Source organism: Mycolicibacterium sphagni, assembly GCF_002250655.1.
Lineage (GTDB): Bacteria > Actinomycetota > Actinomycetes > Mycobacteriales > Mycobacteriaceae > Mycobacterium > Mycobacterium sphagni.
Map to the genome: position 1 here is coordinate 184,935 of NZ_NOZR01000004.1, position 17,961 is coordinate 202,895.

14 protein-coding genes are annotated in these 17,961 nt (G+C 66.6%); 6 read left to right on the plus strand and 8 right to left on the minus strand.

What is annotated here, in order from left to right:
- Positions 1-8: 8 nt before the first annotated feature.
- On the plus strand, positions 9-593 hold the full coding sequence (locus CG716_RS06605) for a TetR/AcrR family transcriptional regulator (RefSeq protein ID WP_094477896.1): 585 nt from the start codon (positions 9-11) through the stop codon (positions 591-593).
- Here the strand turns inward: CG716_RS06605 and CG716_RS06610 are convergent.
- A complete protein-coding gene (locus tag CG716_RS06610; protein ID WP_094477649.1) occupies positions 584-1,522 on the minus strand; it encodes a fumarylacetoacetate hydrolase family protein in 939 nt (312 codons plus the stop codon). The genes CG716_RS06605 and CG716_RS06610 overlap by 10 nt on opposite strands.
- Positions 1,519-2,652 (minus strand): VOC family protein, encoded by a 1,134-nt coding sequence (locus CG716_RS06615; RefSeq protein ID WP_094477651.1) that lies wholly within the window; start codon positions 2,650-2,652, stop codon positions 1,519-1,521. The genes CG716_RS06610 and CG716_RS06615 overlap by 4 nt, the downstream gene beginning before the upstream one ends.
- A 59-nt stretch (positions 2,653-2,711) precedes the next feature.
- Here CG716_RS06615 and CG716_RS06620 point away from each other — a divergent pair, with 59 nt between their 5' ends.
- Complete coding sequence (locus tag CG716_RS06620) at positions 2,712-3,896, plus strand: cytochrome P450 (RefSeq protein WP_094477653.1); 1,185 nt, start codon at positions 2,712-2,714, stop codon at positions 3,894-3,896.
- On the opposite strand, the gene CG716_RS06625 is transcribed toward CG716_RS06620, so the two are convergent.
- Together CG716_RS06625 and CG716_RS06630 are read right to left on the minus strand one after the other, a co-directional pair.
- Positions 3,893-5,656: a sulfatase-like hydrolase/transferase gene (locus tag CG716_RS06625; RefSeq protein ID WP_094477655.1), complete on the minus strand. Its 1,764-nt coding sequence runs from the start codon at positions 5,654-5,656 to the stop codon at positions 3,893-3,895. The genes CG716_RS06620 and CG716_RS06625 overlap by 4 nt on opposite strands.
- Entirely contained in the window at positions 5,649-6,092 is a 444-nt protein-coding gene (locus CG716_RS06630; protein ID WP_094477898.1) for an SRPBCC family protein, read from the minus strand. Before CG716_RS06630 ends, CG716_RS06625 begins: the two co-directional genes overlap by 8 nt.
- An 85-nt stretch (positions 6,093-6,177) precedes the next feature.
- Between CG716_RS06630 and CG716_RS06635 the strand changes: the two genes are divergently transcribed.
- Positions 6,178-6,777 (plus strand): GNAT family N-acetyltransferase, encoded by a 600-nt coding sequence (locus tag CG716_RS06635; RefSeq protein ID WP_094477657.1) that lies wholly within the window; start codon positions 6,178-6,180, stop codon positions 6,775-6,777.
- Here CG716_RS06635 and CG716_RS06640 read toward each other — a convergent pair.
- From CG716_RS06640 to CG716_RS06650, 3 genes are all read right to left on the minus strand, one after another.
- Positions 6,744-7,892, minus strand: coding sequence for an acyl-CoA dehydrogenase family protein (locus CG716_RS06640; RefSeq protein WP_094477659.1), 1,149 nt, complete (start codon positions 7,890-7,892; stop codon positions 6,744-6,746). The two genes, CG716_RS06635 and CG716_RS06640, sit on opposite strands and share 34 nt — an antisense overlap.
- A 61-nt stretch (positions 7,893-7,953) precedes the next feature.
- Positions 7,954-9,504 (minus strand): long-chain-fatty acid--ACP ligase MbtM, encoded by a 1,551-nt coding sequence (gene mbtM / locus CG716_RS06645; protein WP_094477661.1) that lies wholly within the window; start codon positions 9,502-9,504, stop codon positions 7,954-7,956.
- Positions 9,501-9,743: an acyl carrier protein gene (locus CG716_RS06650; RefSeq protein ID WP_094477663.1), complete on the minus strand. Its 243-nt coding sequence runs from the start codon at positions 9,741-9,743 to the stop codon at positions 9,501-9,503. Before CG716_RS06650 ends, mbtM begins: the two co-directional genes overlap by 4 nt.
- Positions 9,744-9,961: 218 nt before the next feature.
- On the opposite strand from CG716_RS06650, the gene CG716_RS06655 reads away from it, so the two are divergent.
- Together CG716_RS06655 and CG716_RS06660 are read left to right on the plus strand one after the other, a co-directional pair.
- Complete coding sequence (locus CG716_RS06655; protein ID WP_133066880.1) at positions 9,962-11,299, plus strand: hypothetical protein; 1,338 nt, start codon at positions 9,962-9,964, stop codon at positions 11,297-11,299.
- Between the two features lie 107 nt (positions 11,300-11,406).
- Positions 11,407-12,756, plus strand: coding sequence for a salicylate synthase (locus tag CG716_RS06660; protein WP_094477667.1), 1,350 nt, complete (start codon positions 11,407-11,409; stop codon positions 12,754-12,756).
- Positions 12,757-12,762: 6 nt separating this feature from the next.
- Here CG716_RS06660 and CG716_RS06665 read toward each other — a convergent pair whose 3' ends face one another.
- The gene (locus CG716_RS06665) at positions 12,763-14,358 is read right to left on the minus strand and encodes a (2,3-dihydroxybenzoyl)adenylate synthase (protein ID WP_094477669.1); all 1,596 of its coding nucleotides are present in this window, start codon (positions 14,356-14,358) and stop codon (positions 12,763-12,765) included.
- A 138-nt stretch (positions 14,359-14,496) separates the two neighbouring features.
- On the opposite strand from CG716_RS06665, the gene CG716_RS06670 reads away from it, so the two are divergent.
- Positions 14,497-17,940, plus strand: coding sequence for a non-ribosomal peptide synthetase (locus CG716_RS06670; protein ID WP_094477671.1), 3,444 nt, complete (start codon positions 14,497-14,499; stop codon positions 17,938-17,940).
- The last annotated feature ends 21 nt before the right edge of the window (positions 17,941-17,961 follow it).

The window sequence follows — 17,961 nt, forward strand, 5'->3', positions numbered from 1 at the left end:
GGACGCGGATGGCGTTGATCAAAGCGGCCCAGTCGATGATTGCCGTCGGCAAGCTCAACGTCCCGGTGCTGGAGATCACCCAAGCCGCCGATGTAGGAATGGGGTCCTTCTACAACCATTTCGACAGCAAGGAGGAGCTGTTCGAAGCCGCCGTGGCTGACGTCCTCGACTCTCACGGCGCCGTGCTGGACCTCCTCACGTCCGGAATCGAGGACCCGGCGGCCGTCTTCGCGTGCAGTTTCCGTCTGAGCGGTCGATTCTTCCGCGAACGCCCGCAAGAGAGCCGGATTCTGTTGGCCAACTGGGGAGCGCTGCTGTCGGCGGATCGCGGCCTGGCGCCACGGGCCTTGCGGGACATCAAAGCCGGGGTCGCGGCTGGGCGATTTCATGTCGAGGATCCTGAACTGACCCTCGCAGTGGCGGCCGGTGCGCTGCTCGGCCTGGGGCATCTGCTGCAGTCGCAACCTGACCGGGACGCCGGCGCCACTGCCGACGCCGTGACCGAAGACGTCCTGCGCTTGTTCGGGATGTCGCCCGAGGATGCTCACCAGGTCTGTCTACTTCCGTTGCCAGACATGTTATTTCAGGAATAGGTCACGGTCGTACGCTGGGTGCCCAGATCGATGGCACCGTCATCGGTGCGAACCGATGCCTCGATCACGTCGCCGTCTTGCAGGTACTTCGGGTTGGTCGCCTGACGCTTGAAGAACGCCTTCCACTTCATCGCAGGCGGCAGCAGTGACCCGATGATCTCGATGGGCTTTGGTGGTGCGCTGAGTGCGGTGCCGACGGGTGTCCCCGTCAGGATCAGGTCGCCGGCCGCGAGATCCTGAAAGCGACACAGTGATTGGAGTGCTTCCAGCGGACGGTAGAGCATGTCCCCGGCCACCAGGGCATTCTGACGTTCTTCCCCGTTGACGGACAGTCGCAGCCGCAGCTCGCCGAAGCGGGCGAACTCGCGCGCGTCGATCAGGACCAAAGCCGGGCCCACCGGAGTGAACGTCGGATACGACTTGGCCTCATAGAACTGGGTCTGCGGCAGCTGGATGTCACGGGCCGACACGTCGTTGGTCACCACTAGTCCGGCGACGTAGTCGCTGACGTTGTCCGCGGAAATCGTTGTCCCGACTTCGATGTCACGACCGATGACGAGCCCGATCTCCACCTCGTAATCGAGGAGCTTGACGTGGGAGGGTTTGCGAACCGGTGCGAATGGGCCGCTGATCGACGCCGAGGACTTGCGGAAGAACGTCAACGGAACGGTCTTGGGGTCCATGCCGGCGTCGCGGACGTGGGAGGCGAAGTTCGTCATCTGGGCCACCACCCGGCACGGTGTGGTCACCGGGGAGCGAAGGTCGAGCCTCGTGATGTCGACGGTATCGCTGCTGTGCGCGGCGGCCTCGATCGCGGAACGGTCGGTCAGCAGTTCCGCGGTGGTCTGCGCCGACGTGTCGATCCTTGCCGCACCGGTCGGGGCCGCAGCCCACCACGAGTCTGCGGTGCGAAAGACGGAAATGGTCATGAGGCGGCAACTTTCAGCAATCCGATGAGGCGTTTGACGTCGAACTCATTGTTCTCGCGCAGAGCGGTGATCATCGAAACCACCTCGTGGCGAGCATGTTTGGGCCTGGTGCCCAGGAAGTCCGCCGTTGCCGGCGGTCCCCACTGGGCCAAGCCCGAAGCGGTGAAGGGCGCCCAGCCCGGCTCGAGGGTGCTGTCGAACATGTCGCCGTCGGTGAAATGCTCGACCAGGAATCCGTCCGGATCGCGCCAATAGTCGAACAGCTGGCTGCCCTGGATATGGCGGCCGATGCCCCACGACCGGAAGTAGCCCTGCGCGCTGAGGTATTCGCCGCCGGCGGCCAGCGCATCGAGATCGCTGACCTGGTAAGCGGAATGGACGTAGCGGTTGGCCGGGCCCAGGGCCAGCGCAAGCGTGTGGTGATCGGTCGGGATGGATCCGCGGTCGCAGCGAATGAAGCTCATGGTGGGTCCGCGGTCGCGTTGGCCGGGGAAGTAGAGGAAGTCGCTGACGATGAGGCCGAGGTTGTCGAGATACCAGTTCAGAGTCTCGAGGTATGTCGTGGACTGCATCACGATATGGCCCAGCCGCTGCACGGTCGCGGGTGCTCGCTGGGGCCGCTGCGTGGTGTTGACGCGAGTGGCCTGCCGCCCGACGTTGAACACCTGCGGCGGTTGCGCGGGGAGTTCGGGCAGTTCGTGCATCCCCGCGACGACTGTGACCGGAATGCTGCCGGGGTCGGCGAGCTGAACCGACAGACCGCCGATCGACTCCGGCAGCACCCGTGTCGGGGCGTTGTGTGCCGCTGCGAGCGCGCGCACGTCGGCCTCGTCCGCTGCCTTGAAGGCCAGTCCACGGAAGCGCGTCTGCGTCCCCCGACGGATCAGAACGCACGGGGCGCCCGCATCTGCGCCACGTAAGTGCAGGTTGTCACTGGTACGGGTGACGGTGTGGAAACCGAAGGCCTCGGCAAAAACGTCGGCGGCGGCCAGGTCGGGCTTGTCGAATTCCAGCCAGGCGAGGTCGTGCACCTTGATGACCGGGTTCCGTGACCTACCCGAATGCTCACCGTGCAGCGCGCCGTGTTCGCTGTGCACGTCGACGACCTTGCTCACCGCGACCTCCTGCATTACCGTATGACGAAATCGTCACATACGACGGAATGCTCAGTCAAGGTGAGGTCCGGAGAATGCGCCAGGTTCGCGATGTCGCGGAATATCGACCAGATATTTATGCCCGCAGTGCGATCCTCGACCCGTACCCGCACTATCGACGGCTGCGTGAGATGGGCCCGGTCGTATGGTTGCCCCGGCAGCGCGTCTACGCGCTCTCGCGATACGTGGAGTGCAAGGCTGTACTGCGCGACGACGCGGCCTTCATCTCCGGCAACGGAGTAGCGCTCAACCGCATTAGTAACCGACTCTCCCGAGGTACCACGCTCAACAGCGACGGCGCCGAACACGAGCGGCGCCGCAAATTGGTCGCGCACCGGTTGCTACCTCGTGCCCTGCAGTCCATCGCCGAGACTGTCGATCGGCTCGCGGCGGAGGTTGTCGATGCTGCGATGGCCCGGGGCGAGATCGATGGCGTGGAGATGGCCTCGGCACTCCCGCTGGCAGTCGTGCCGGACCTGGTGGGATGGCCCCATGATCGACGACGACACCTGATCGACTGGGCCGGAGCTACTTTCGATGCACTCGGGCCACTCAACGGGCAGGCGATCACTTCGGTCGCCGGAACGGTTCAAATGTTGCGGTTCGCGAGGAGCGTCGTTCGCCGGCGCACTGTGCTCGACGGCAGCATGGCTCATGAACTGCTGATCGCCGCAGACGAAGGCAAACTGGCACACAAGGAGTGCCCGCCGCTCCTGGTCGACTACATCGCGCCCTCCCTGGACACCACTATCAGCGCGATTTCCAATGCGCTGCACCTGTTCGCCGCGCACCACGATCAGTGGCAGCTGCTCAGGGCTGAGCCGCACCGAATTCCCAACGCCGTCAACGAGGTAATCCGCTACGAGTCGCCACTGCGCGCCTTTTCCCGCCAGGCCCGCGCAGACACCGACGTCGCGGGGGTTGTCGTGCCTGCAGGCGCGCGCGTGCTGGTGCTGTATGCGTCGGCAAACCGCGACGAGCGCGAGTGGAACCAACCCGAGGTTTTCGACATCACACGCGATGCCGGACGTCAGATCGGCTTCGGTCAAGGTGCCCATGCCTGTGCCGGGCAGGGTCTGGCCCGATTGGAGGCCGCGGCGCTGCTACGCGCGCTGGTGGCGCGCGTTTCCCGTATCGACCAGCTCGGACCACCCGTATGGGCGATGAATAACATCATCCGGCGTCATAAACGGCTGCCGCTGAAATTGGTTGCCGCCTAGCGGAATAACCGCCGGAGGCGCTTGGCCGGCGGTCGCCGCGAGGCGTATGGCCACGGGTTGTTGCGTTCAGGAACGGCGTCGGCGCGCACCTGCTTGAGCTGTGCCCGCAGGTGCGCTCTCAGTTCGTGCAGCTCGGGATCGGTCCAGCGGTTGATCGCCTCGATCGGATCGCCGGTCAGGTCGTAGAGCTCCCACTGATCGTCCAGTGGGCTGGTGCGGTAGGTCTCCCCGCCCAGGCCGTTGGCCGCCAGGTGTCGCACCCCGGGTTCGGTCCAGGTACCGGGGTCGTCGAAGGTGCGAACCAGCTTCCATAGGCGCCCGTCCACCCTCGTCACAAGCCCCTCGAAGTTGGCTGAGGTATGGGCCGGTATCCGGATACGCAGTGGTGCAGGGGGATTCACGGTCTGCCTGAGGCGCCGGCCTAACCCTGAGGCGCCGGTATCGCCTTCGAGCATGTTGTCGCGGGTCATGATGTACACCGCGCGGCTCTCGTCGTCGGGCGCTCCGTCGACGATCGGCATCAGATCACGCCCCGGCAGGGGATGTACCTCCGAAAAGGACTCGGAAAGCGTTGCCGCAACGGCCGTTACGTCGATGCCGGCGGCGCCGAGCAAGGTCGGCACCAGGTCGACATGTGACGTCGGCGATGTGACCAGGCGCCGCGTGGTGGCGCGGTCGCCGACCCGGGCGATCACGAACGGTACGCGGGTCGCTTCGTCGTAGAGGTTGAACCACTTCTGGTGCAGACCACCGTGCGCGCCGAGTAGATCACCGTGATCGGCTGTGCGCACCAGCACGGCGTCATCTGATCCGCCCTTGGTCACCGCAGCCCGCACCCGGTCGATCGGGCCGTCCACCTCGGCATGCAGCCGGTAGTAAAGATCGCGATAGCGCTGCGCGCCATGGTCGTACACCCATTGGATCGCGGGCGCGGGGCCGTATCCGGAGTAGTAGGCCTCTCGGAACGCGATCTGGGCGGCGGGCTTGGTGCGCAGATCTTCGTCCGCCGTCGGCGCGGCGGGAACCGGTGGCGGGTCGAGCGGCGACGACTCCAACGGGCTGCGCGTGGCCCATGTCGGGAACAGCACGATGTCGTGCGGATTGACGAAACTCGCCACGAGCAGGAAGGGCCGCAGCGCGGCGTCGTCCCCGGCGCGCCTGCGGGCGTAGCGGTCCTGCAGCCAGGCCACCACCCGGTCGGCGATCAGCGGATCACGACGGATGCCGCTGTTGGCCAGCCCGGCTCCGTGCGGCTCGGGCCCGACCCAGCCGGAGAAGCCGAACGGGGCCAGTGGCTCGGCGGCCAGATAGCGACGTACCGCGGCCGGGTCGACGGTGCCGTCGTCGTCGTTGGTCGCCAGCGGGCCGCCGGTCCGCGGGTCGGTCAGGTCCGCGTGCGAAATGTGCCACTTGCCGTCGTAGTGCGTGTCGTAGCCCGCTGCGCGAAACCAGTTGCCCAAGGTGGGCACCTCCCCGCGCCGCAGCCATCGCATCCGGGAATCGTCGAAGGCCTTGCCGATGCCGTCGGTCTGGGTGACGCCGTGCAGATCGGGGTAGTGCCCGGTGAAGATCGTGGGCCGGCTCGGCACGCAGGCCAGCGAACCCGTGTAGTGGTGGCCGAAGCTGACGCCGTGTTCGTCGAACCATCGCCGGCCGCTCAACGCGCGCTGTCGCCACGCGAGCACGTCACCGGACTCATAAGGAGGGATTGCACGTTCCTCGTCGGTCATCACGATGATGATGTCGGGGCGGTCAGACATGTTGGCCCTCCACTCGTTTCGCCAGTGCGGCGAGTAGCGCATCAAGTTGCTTGGCAGAGACACGGGTGACGATGGCTTCCGCAATCCGGTGCAGCGGGCCGGAAACGGTGACGGTGCTCCCCAGCGTCACCGTGGTCGCGCCGGCCGACGGGATGAGTGTCCAGCGACTGCTCACCGCCAGCCAGCGGGGGAAGCCTTCGACGTCGTAGGCCAAAGTGCCCGGCGGATCGAACTCGGTGATTTGCTCGACGAGGGTGTTCCGGCCGACCTGAACGCGGCGGGTGGTGCCGATACCGACGTCTTGGGCGTGCGGGCTCAACAGGCAGGAATGGTCCACGAAGTCGGCCCACGCGCCGATGGCGCCGAAGTCGGCCAGGACATCCCAAATTGCTTGCTGCTCGGCCGCTACCGTCCGTGTGCGGCGAATCTCGGCCACCGCATCATTCAACCCCACCCGCGGGCGGGATGTCGGGAGATCGGACCCACCGCTGCCGCGGCGCCGTGGGCTACGCTCCCCAACGATGACCGAGCTTGTTCTTGCCCGCGCGCTCACCGAGCTGCCCGCTGAGGTGGCAGCGGTGCCGGCTCCGCCAGTGCCGATCGTCGAGTCGCCGTACGCGCTGCGCGCGGCGACGGAGTCCGATGCCGACATGGTCGCCGAGTGGATGAACCGGCCGCATCTGGCCGAGGCGTGGGAATACGATTGGCCGGTGGAGCGCTGGCGCAAGCACCTGCTGGCTCAACTCGGCGGCAGCTATTCGCTGCCGCTCATCGCCAGCCTCAACGGTGTTGCCGGTGCGTATCTCGAAATCTACCGGGCCGCTAAGGATTCGATCGCACCCTGCTATGACGCCGATCCCTGGGACGTCGGGTTGCATGCCGCGATCGCGGATCTGAGCGCGGTCAACCGGGGCTTGGCTCCTCGCCTGCTGCCGCGGATCGTCGCCAGCCTGTTCGCCACCGAACCTCGCTGTCGACGAGTCATGTTCGACCCTGATCACCGCAACACCGCGGCGCGGCGGCTGTGTGAGTTCGTCGGATGCCAGTTCCTCGGCGAGTACGACATGTCGAACCGGCGGATGGCCCTCTACTCGTTCGAACGGCCGATCAACGTGGCGTAGCCGTCGAAGTCGGGCTTCATCCCGGCCGCGACCAGCTCCCACAGCACCTCGTCGGTACCGCCGCCGACCCGGGCCAGCTTCATGTCTCGCCACCACCTGCCGAGCGGTGTTTCGTCGACCAGGAATGCCGAACCGCCGAAGATGTGCAGGCATTCGCCAGCGACTTCCTCACCCAGCCGTGCGGCGGTGACTTTGAATCCCGCGGCGGTGCGCAGGTCGAGGCGCCCACCGGCGGCGAACCCATCGAGGGCGTGCCGCAGCACGGACACCCGCGCGGACAGGTCGGCGATCCGGAGCCGCAGTGCCTGGTGCTCGAAGAGCGTCTGGCCGAACTGGCGCCGGGTCATCATGCGCGCCAGTGTGATTCCAATGGCCCGCTCACATGAGGCTGCGACCTGGGCAGCCACCGAGACGCGCTCGTGGGCCAGACCCCAGCTGATCGCGGCCAGTCCGGTGCCAGAGCGCGCCACCAGCGCGTCCTCGGGGACCCAGGTGTCGATGTGCACAGCTGCGGTATCCAGAGGTCCGGCGCTGAGTTTGCGATATGGCGGTGCGACGTCGACGTTGGTGGCCGGGATCGCGATCAGCGCGACGTTGCCGTGCCGGCTCGCCGGGTCGTGGTCGACGCTGCGGGCGACCACGATTATGTGATCGGCAATCGGAGACAGCGAGACGAACTTCTTGGTCCCGCGTACCTCGAATCCGCCGTCGCGCTGGCGAATTGTGGTCTCGCAGATCTGCAGATCCGAGCCACCCGACTCCTCGGATGCGCCGATGCACAGCACCGCGTCGCCGTCGATGGCTTGCTCGCAGATGTCGCGCAGGTAGTCGGATCTGGCGAAGCGGCGCAGGATCGCGATCGCCGAGTCGTGCAGGCTGACTCCCACAGCGATGCCGGCCGACATCTGATCGCCGAGGGCCGAGGCCAGCGCGATGAGCTTGCCGAGGTCGGCTTGGGTCTGAGTCGGCTCGCCCCACTTGTGCCGGAACACCCCGGACTTGCCCAGGTGCTCGATCAGCTGACGCGGAAACCGTTCGCTGGCTTCGGCATCGACGGTCCAGAGTCTGACCTGTTCGTCGAACGTGGCGTCCAGGAGGTCGTCGAACTCGCTCATGCGGCTCCCTCGCTGGCTCGGGCGCCGCTTGTTCTTTGTTGGTTCGCTCCGCGAGCGTCGCTCATGCGCCCACCGATTCCAGTTGGCGCTGTACTTCCAGACGGCGCAGCTTGCCTGATGAGGTGCGGGGCAGCGACCCGGGTGCCAGCAGCATGACGGTGGCAGGAGCGACACCGCAGACCGCGGCCACCCGTTGTGCCACCGCACTGCGTGCGGCGGCTTCGTCACGGCCGCGAAACTCGGCTGCCACCAACAACCCCGGGCGCGGCGAACCGGGCGGTGTGCCTACGGCCACGACCGCGCCCTCGCGCACACCCGGAATCTGGGCGACGACCTGCTCGACCTCGGTGGGGAAGATGTTGCGGCCGGCGATCCAGATGATCTCCTTGGCCCGGCCGCAGACGACCAGGCCGTCATCGGTGAGATAGCCGAGATCACCTGTCGGGAACCAATTCTCGATACAGGTGGCGTCCTGCCCGAGGTATCCATTCATCATCGAGGTACCCCGGATCTCCACCTGCCCGACGCCGGGAGGAGCGCCGTCGAACGGTACAGTGCGGATGTCCATGCCGTCGATGGGTGGTCCGAGAATCGCGTGGCGCTGTTTACCCGTCGGCCCGTCGAGTTCGTCGACCAGGAGCCCGGTACCGGCAGCGGGCATGGTGACCGCGCACACGGACTCGGCCAGGCCGTAAGCCGGGGCTGCGGCCGATGCATGAAATCCGAACGGCGCCAATGCTGTTTCGAATCGAGTGAGGCCGTCGCAGTCAATCGGCTCACCGCCGTTGATGGCGACGCGCACGCTGCCGAGGTCGACATCGGCGACGCGGCTCGCGTACTTGCCAATCAGGTTGTAGGCGAAATTCGGCCCAGCGGTGATGGTGGCGCGGCTCTCGGAGAGCCACTTCAGCCAGCGGAACGGCGAGGCGGCGAAGGCCGCCGTCGGTGCCAGCCACAGCGGCATGCCCGCGATCGCCGAGGTGACCAGGCAGGTCAATCCCATGTCGTGGTACAGCGGGAGCCACAGGCAGCCCAGGTCCTGGGCGGCGTCGACGCCGAGACGCTGAATCAGTCCACGGGTATTGCTGAGTACTGCCTGCGGGGACAGAGCCGCAGTGCGGGGCTGGCCGGTGGAGCCGGCCGTTCCCTGGAGGATCGCGACGTCGCTGTGCGCGGCGACCACGTCACCGGACCGGTGACGGTTGACCTCCGCGACGTCCCGCACGGGCACCGGTGAGCCGTCGTCGAGCAGCATGCTCAACTCGGCACCGTGGCTTAAAACGGTGCCCACGCCGATATCGCGGAAGCGATTGAGTGTGGCGGGCACCCACTGTGCCGGGTCGGCACCGCGGGTCATGGTTGGCAGGATCGACACACTGCGCCCGGAGATCAGCGCGCCGAACAGCGCGGCGACCAGATCGATTGTGGGCTCACCGACGAGACCTATTGTGTGAGAGTTGGTTTCGTGAATGAGAGAAGCTGCCTGCTGGGCGCGTGCGTGGACCTCGGGCCACGGATAGGGGCGCCAGGTATCGGTCTCGCGATCGAGGACGGTCAGCTCACCCGTCGACGAGGTCATCGACTCCGTCAACGCTGATGCCAGCGGCGTCATCCGGCTTTGTTTCGGATAGCCGCGTCAAGGTCGCCAAGAGTGTTGCAGGTCAACAACTCTTCCTCCGACAACACGACGCCGAGCTTTTCTTCGATGGCGACCATGCCGACTGCGAACGCCACTGAATCGAGACCGACCTCGTCGATCAAGTGGGAGTCCGGGGTGAACCGCGATACGTCGATCTGGAGATCCTCGCGGAAGATGCTCGCAAGCCCGCCACTGATCGTCGATGAGTCCATGGCAGGGAAGGGTACGTCATCAACTATGGTAAGGCTACCCTTACGGACTAAGGGCAGCCGTTGAGGGATCTTCCAGCCATCTGTTGGTCGAAAAAGGCCAGCTAGTAGCCGGCGAAGCGCTGTAACTATGGTTAGGCATACCTATTGAAACTTAGGTAAGTCTCAGCTAACGTCCAGCCGTCGCTATCGGCGCAGGAAATAAATTCAAAGGAGAAGTCGTGTTACCAGCACTCAGCCTCGCGGGGACTGATGTCGTATCCGGACCGGTGCCCTCGGGGCGGCGGGTCAACAAATTCTTGGCCGCCGGCGCGGCGATCGTGACCGCAGGTGCTCTGGCCGCCAGCCCGATCACGCCGTCGTCGTCCACGACACTGTCCCTGCCCGCTCTTCAGCAGCGCGCGGTGGAACTCACGGCCCTGTCGGCCACCGCCTCGCCGCTGGTCGTGTATCCCGAGATCCTCACCACGACACTGACCAACCTCTCGGCCCTTGGCCAGGCGATCGCGGCCGATCCCTTGCCGATCTTGTCTCAGATCGCCCGCAATCAAATCGGATACGCCGAGGAGATCGGTGGCGCCATCGCCGGGGTTCCGGCGGCATGGCAGACCTACAGCGCAGGCCGGGGTGCGACGTTCCTGACCAATTACAGAGATGCTCTGGCCGCAGGCAACACGGCCAGTGCCGTTAACTACCTGAGCAGTTACGTCCTTTATGGCCTGCAGGCGACGTTAACGCCGATCTACAACACCTTCCTCACGCACACCGTTCGGGGATCCACCACGCCGATCGAGGGCATACCTCAGCAGATGGCTCAGAACTTCGCCAATGCCGTGGGCGCCCTTTTCAGTACCACGACTTTCGTCAGCGGAATTTTCCAGTCGAGCTACGGAATGGCGCTCGGCACGTTGGTCGCGGCGGGCGAGGGCATCGCCGCTGTTGCGCAGTCGGTTGAGGCGGGCGATGCGGTCGGCGCGATCAACGCGGCGGTCAACCTACCGGGTCTGGTCGTCAACGCCTTCCTCAACGGTTGGCAGCATCCGCAATCCGCTGCGCCGTTCCCGGCTCTGCTGACCTTCATTCCGGTTGCGCCGCCAACGGACCCGGCGAACGGTGTCACCAAGACGGGTGTATCGATTGGCCTGCTTGGGCGTTTGTTGGTCACCATCCCGCAGGCGATCGCCAAGGCCATCAAGCCGGCCACGACGACGGCCAGCAGCACGGCCGCCATAACCGCTTCAGTAACAACGGAATCCACGGCCTCCACGGCCTCCGCGGCCGCCACGGAATCGACAGGCACCACCGCGAGCACCGAACAGGCCGGCGACACGTCGACCTCTTCGTCGGCATCCACTGGTGGCACCACCACCACGGCCACTGAAAAGGACTCGACCACTGCGTCTTCGGTCACCGCAGCGGCGAGCAGCAAGGCTGCCAAGAAGTCGAGCACCAGCTCGGCCAAGGCCTCCGACGACAGCGGCTCGGCAGGCACGAAGAAGTCTGCCGGCAGCGGACACAGCGCCCGCGCCAAGGCGTCGGCCTCGTCCGACTCGAAGTAACGGGCTGGGATAGCCGGGCCCCGCGTCGCCGGGGCCCGGCTGTTCCGCATTACGGCTACTCGACGATGTACACCCCTACCGAAAACACAGGTTAGGACCCTCATCCCATGACCGACGTGACCGCAGCGCCGCGATCGCCGATCGAATCGGCGGGGTGGGCAGAACTGCCGCACGGGATGGATCCGGCGGACGTGGTTGCCCTGCTGGCCGCCGCCGTTCCTGAACGCCTCGGTGCTGACTACCTGGTCTACGAGCAAGACGGATCGTGGACGCTGGCGATCGGTACCCGCGCGTCCATCGAGCTCGATCGCGACGAGTTCCGCATCGGCAATGGCGGGTCCGTGGTGTCCCGGCGCTGGTCCGGCCGGCCCGCGGCCGTGCTGGCTGAGGCCCTCGACACCGTGCTGGCGGACGGCGAACCGGCATTCGGGTGGATCGCATTCGAGCTCGGTACGCATCGCCTGGGGCTATACGACAAGGTGCCGCCCAGCACGCCCTTGGCCAGGATCTTCACCCCGATCAGCCGGGTCACTGTGTCGGCCAACGGGATTGAGACCGTCAACAGCGACGAGCTCCTCGACGCCGCAGTCCGGGATTTGCGACCCGCCGAGCTGAGCCATCGCTTTCGTGCCGTCGACGTGTCAGCCGATCACAGCGGATACCGCGACCGCGTCGCGACCGCGATCGCCGAGATTCAGGACGGTCGCTACCAGAAAGTCATTCTGTCGCGCACCGTGGACATTCCGTTCACTGTCGACTTTCCGGCGACCTACCGGGTTGGCAGGCAATACAACACACCCGCGCGGTCGTTCCTGTTGAACCTCGGCGGGATCCGGGCGCTGGGATTCAGTCCCGAGCTGGTGACCGTGGTGCGCAGCGACGGACTGGTGATCACCGAACCTCTGGCCGGTACACGAGCATTCGGCCGTGGCAGCATCAACGACCGGCAAGCCCGCGACGATCTCGAATCCGACGCCAAGGAGATTGTCGAACATGCCCTGTCGGTGCGCACGTCGCTGCTCGAGATCACCGAGGTGGCCGAGCCGGGCAGCGCCGTGGTGACCGACTTCATGTCCGTGCGGGAACGGGGCAGCGTTCAGCACTTGGGCTCCACCGTGGGGGCGCGGCTGGATCCGGCCCGCAACCGGATGGATGCCCTGGAGGCCTTGTTTCCCGCTGTCACGGCGTCGGGAATCCCGAAAGCACCTGGGGTCGAGGCGATTCTGCGGCTCGACGAGATGCCTCGCGGCCTGTACTCCGGTGCGGTCGCGATGTTCACGCCCGACGGTGGCCTCGATGCAGCACTCGCGCTGCGTGCCGCCTATGAAGTCGACTCGAGGACCTGGCTGCGCGCCGGAGCCGGCGTTATCGCCGCGTCCTCACCCGAGCGCGAATTCGAAGAGACCTGCGAGAAGATGGGATGCCTTGCGCCCTATCTTGTCCCGCGTAGCGAGTGACCGGATCTAGGGGCACAGCTGCGCGACGATGGCGCGTTTGTCGACCTTCCCCACTGCGGTCGTCGGCAGCGCCGGCATCGGCGCGATCATGTCCGGGCGGCAGTGCACGGCAACACCGCGGGCGTTGAGATGATCGTTGAGATCTGACAGCGAGACCGCGTTGCCCCGAAAAACGATTACCGCACAGATCTTCTCACCGAGGTAAGGATCGGGCAGGCCGACCGCGGCCGCCGCGGAGACAGCGGGATGAGTCAGCAGGTGGCTCTCCAGGTCCAGGGCTGACACGGTCTCGCCGGCCCGCAGAATGACGTCCTTGACACGGCCGGTGACTTCCAGATACCCGTTGGCGAATCGACGCACCTTGTCGCCGCTGCGATAGAAGCCGTCCGGGGTGAACGAACGCTGGTTCTGTGCCTCGGCCCGGAAGTACCCGTTGATCGTGTACGGCCCGCGCACCAGTAATTCGCCGGACTCACCGTCAGGTACGGCGATACCGGCGTCGTCGACGATGCGCACCTCGTCGTCCTCGGCCAGCGGCTTACCCTGGGTGTGCTCGACGACCTCGTCGGGATCCCCAATCCGCGTGTAGCACAGCAGCCCTTCGGCCATCCCGAACACCTGCTGCAGTCCGGGGGTGAGCTCGGACCGGATGTGCCGGGCGTCGTCGGCGGCCAGCTTGGCCCCGCCCACTTGCAGCAGCCGAAGACTGGTCGGGCGCTGGTCCTCCCAGGCGCAGGCCTGCGCCCACAGCCGCGCCAGCGCGGGCACCAGCGCCGTCGCGGTGACTCCGTGCCGGGCGATCGTGGCGAACGCGGCTTCCGGGCTGGGATCCGTCCCGAACACGACGGTCGCCCCGACCGTCATCGCCCCGAGCAGACCGGGACACGCCAGCGGGAAATTGTGGCCGGCCGGCAGTGCGACCAGATACACGTCGGAGTGGGTCAGCTGGCATAGCCGCGCGCTGGCCGTGGCGTTGTAGACGTAGTCGTCGTGAGTCCGGGGGATCAACTTCGGCGCACCCGTCGTGCCGCCGGACACCAACAACAGGGCGGGAGTGTTGGTGTCAGGGTGCCGTTGCGGCGGGTGTCCGTCGCCGGCGCACAGCTGCGACCACGAGATGTGCGGGCCGGCGTCGCCGTCGACGATGATGTGCCTGAGCTGGTTGGCGCGGTCGAGCAGCCGCTCGGCCATCGCGCTGTAGTCGAAACCGGGGCCGGTACCCACGATGATTCCGGTCGCACCACTGACGTCGAGAAAATGCGCCAGTTCGGCATCTCGATGGCCGGGCAGGCACATGACCGGCAGTGCGCCTGCGCGCAGGAGCGCGAACAGTGCCACCGCGAATTGGCAACTGTTCGGCAGCTGCACCAGCACGCTCTGCCCATCGCCGATTCCCCGTGCGAGAAGTCCCGCGGCCGCGGCATCGGCGCATCGGTCCAGTTCGGCATAGGTGAGGCTGCTCCGCTCATCGACAACAGCCGGGTGGTCCGGCCATTGCGCAGCGGCCGATCGGAGGATCTGGTCGAGCGGCTCACCGGTCCAGTAACCCGCCTCGCGGTAGGCGTCGGCGCGGTCCGGCGGGAAGGACGTGAATCCGGTCATTGCGCTCCCTGACGTAGGCGTATCCGCCCCGCCAGCATAGGGTAGCCTTCCCAAAGTTAGGGCAGGCTACCGATGTAGGAGGTGACAGTGACCGCGGCTGAGGACGGCTCCCCACCTACGGGGGGTTCGGAAGCGGCCATGATCACCGAGCGGGTCGCCGAACTGCTCGGCGTCGGCCACGCCGACATCGATCCGGACGGCGACCTGATCGCGCAGGGCCTCGACTCGATCCGGATGATGTCGCTGGCCGGGCGTTGGCGCCAGGCCGGGTTCGACATCGACTTCGCCCGCCTCGCCGCCGCCCCTTCCGTCCGTGCCTGGGCCGAGCTGTTGACCCCCGCCGCCCCTGTCGATCCGGCACCCGCGGCGCCCCAGTCGGCCGACGGAGAACCGTTCGGCATGGCACCGATGCAACATGCGATGTGGATCGGCAGGCATGCCGGCCAACCGCTGGGCGGAGTGGCCGGCCATCTCTACGCCGAGTTCGACGGCGCCGCGGTCGATCCAGAGCAGATCCGGCGGGCCGCCACCCAACTGGCAGAACGCCATCCGATGCTGCGGGTGGAGTTCCTGCCCGACGGCACCCAGCAGACCGGTGCCCGCCAGGACCCGCTGCCGGTGGTGGTCGAAGACCTGCGCGATCGCGACGACGCTGCGGTCGAACGACGGTTGGCCGCCATCCGTGTGGCCAAGTCGCGCCAACAGCTGCATAACCGGGTACTCGAGTTGACATTGACTCAGCTGCCGGGCGAACGCACCCGACTACATGTCGACCTGGATATGCAGGCCGCCGATGCGATGAGTTACCGGTGTCTGATGGCCGATCTTGCGGCGCTGTATCGCGGTGATCAGCTCATGGAGATCGGCTACACCTATCAGCAGTACCGGCAACAACTTTCGCCGTCGGACAGAATCGACGCCGATCGGCAGTGGTGGGCCGAGAAGCTGCCTGACCTGCCAGACGCGCCGACACTGCCGCTGGTGCCGGTCACCCGCCAGCGCGATCCATACCGCCCAGGCCGCCGGTGGCACTGGCTGGATCCGCAGACCCGTGACGGCCTGTTCAACCGCGCCCGGCGGCGGGGGGTGACGCCGGCGATGACCCTGGCGGCCTCGTTCGCCGACACGGTGGCCGGGTGGTCCGCCGATCCGCGGTTCCTGCTCAACGTCCCGCTGTTCGGGCGCGAGCCGCTACACCCCAACATCGACAGGGTGGTCGGTGACTTCACCTCGTCACTGCTGCTCGACATCGACCTCGCCGCCGCCGGCACCCCGATCGAGCGAGCCCGCGCGGTGCAGGACACCATGCACGAGGCGGCCGCGCACGCGTCGTATCCGGGCCTGTCGGTCCTGCGGGATCTCAGCCGCCACCGCGGCACACAGGTGCTCGCGCCCGTGGTGTTCACCAGTGCGCTCGGCCTCGGTGAACTGTTCAGTCCCGAGGTGACAACACAATTCGGTTCACCGGAATGGATCATCTCCCAGGGCCCGCAGGTCCTGCTCGATGCCCAGGTGACCGAATTCAACGGCGGCATCCTGCTGAATTGGGATGTCCGGGAGGCGGCGTTCTGCCCGGGCGTGATCGACGCGATGTTCGCGCATCACATCGACGAAGTGCTGCGCCTGGCTCATGACTGCGATGCCTGGGACGCGCCGAGACCACCCCGGGTGCCGGTGCAACAGCTGCAGACCCGGGAGTCGGTGACGACGAGCACCGTCCCCAGCGGACGAATGCTGCACGACGGCTTCTTCGACATCGCGGCCGAAGTTCCAAACGCCCCAGCAGTTTTCAGCAGCATGGGTGATCTGACCTATCAACAGCTGTCTCGGCAGGCGCTCGCGGTGGCTGCCGCGCTGCGTGCTGGCGGCCTGCCGGACGGGGGAACCGTTGCGGTACTGGGCCCCAAGACTGCCGAGCAGGTGCCGGCGTTGCTGGGGATTCACGCAGCCGGTGGCGTGTACCTGCCCATCGGCGCGGACCAGCCGCACGAACGGGCGCAACGGATCATCGCCGGCGGTTCCGTTGATCTCGCACTGGTGTGCGGCACCGAGCTGCCTGACGTAGCGGTGCCGGTGATGACAGTCGCCGAGGCGATCGCTGCCGGCGACGGAATCGAATTAAAACCGGCGACAGGCGATCCCGACCGAATCGCCTACGTGTTGTTCACCTCCGGCTCGACCGGCGAGCCCAAGGGCGTCGAGGTCAGCCACGACGCCGCGATGAACACCGTCGAATTCATCACCGGGCACTTCGGGCTCGGGCCCGATGACCGCTGTCTGGCACTGTCGACGCTGGAATGCGACATCTCGGTGCTCGATATCTTCGCGACCCTGGCCACCGGCGGCGCGATCGTCGTGGTCGACGAGGAACATCGCCGCGACCCCGACCACTGGGTGCGGCTCATTGATACGCACCGCGTCACAGCGTTGCATTTCCTGCCCGGCTGGCTGGCCATGCTGCTCGAGGTAGCCGGCCCGCTGCCGACGCTGCGGGTGGTGCCCACCGGCGGGGACTGGGTCGGCGCGGCGATGGCCAGGCAGCTGCGCGAGCTCGCTCCCGGGGTGCGTTTCGCCGGTCTCGGCGGGGCCACCGAGACCGCGATCCACAACACGATCTGCGAAGTGACCGACGTTCCCGCGGACTGGACCGCGATGCCGTTCGGAAAACCCCTGCCGAACAACCACTGCCGCGTTGTGGCTGCGGACGGCGACGACTGCCCCGACTGGGTCGTCGGCGAGCTGTGGATCGGCGGACGCGGTATCGCTCGCGGCTACCGGGGCAGGCCCGACTTGACCGCTGAGAAATTCGTCGTGCACGACGGCATCACCTGGTACCGCACCGGCGATCTCGCCCGCTACTGGCCGGACGGCACCTGCGAATTCGTCGGCCGAGCCGACCACCGCGTCAAGATCAGCGGCTACCGCGTCGAACTGGGCGAGGTCGAGACGGCATTGCAGCGCTTGCCGGGTGTGCTCGGCGCCGTCGCGGTGACCATCCCCGGCGGCGCCGCACCCCACGACCGGCTGGCGGCGGCCGTAGCCCTGACACGGGGTTCGGCCGCGATCGACTCACTTCGCGGACAGCTCGCCAAAGAGCTTCCGCCGCACATGATTCCCCAGCACATCGAGGTGTTGGATCGCATTCCCTACACGGTCGGCGGCAAAGTCGACCGCCGCACCGTCGCACGACAACTTGCCGAGAGTGCCGAATCCGCTGCGGGCCATCGGCCCGCGACAGGCCCGCTGCAGTCGGCACTGGCGGCGATCATCACCAGTGTTCTTGGTGTGGCACGGCTCGGAGTCGACGACGACTTCTTCGCGGTAGGAGGCGATTCCGTACTGGCCACCACCGTGGTGGCCCGGATCAGACAGTGGCTGGACATCTCGGAGGTGAGCGTCGCCGATTTCTTCGCCACGCGCACAATCGAAGGCCTGGCCAACCGGCTGCGTGAGATCGAACCCGCTGAGCGGCTGGACGAGATCGCCGAGTTGTATCTCGAAGTGACCGGTATGGACACCGCCGATGTGGCCTTGGAACTCACCAGAGCCGGTGGCCGGTCCGGACAGCGGCTACCGGGCTGACGCCGCGCCCGACGATCATCC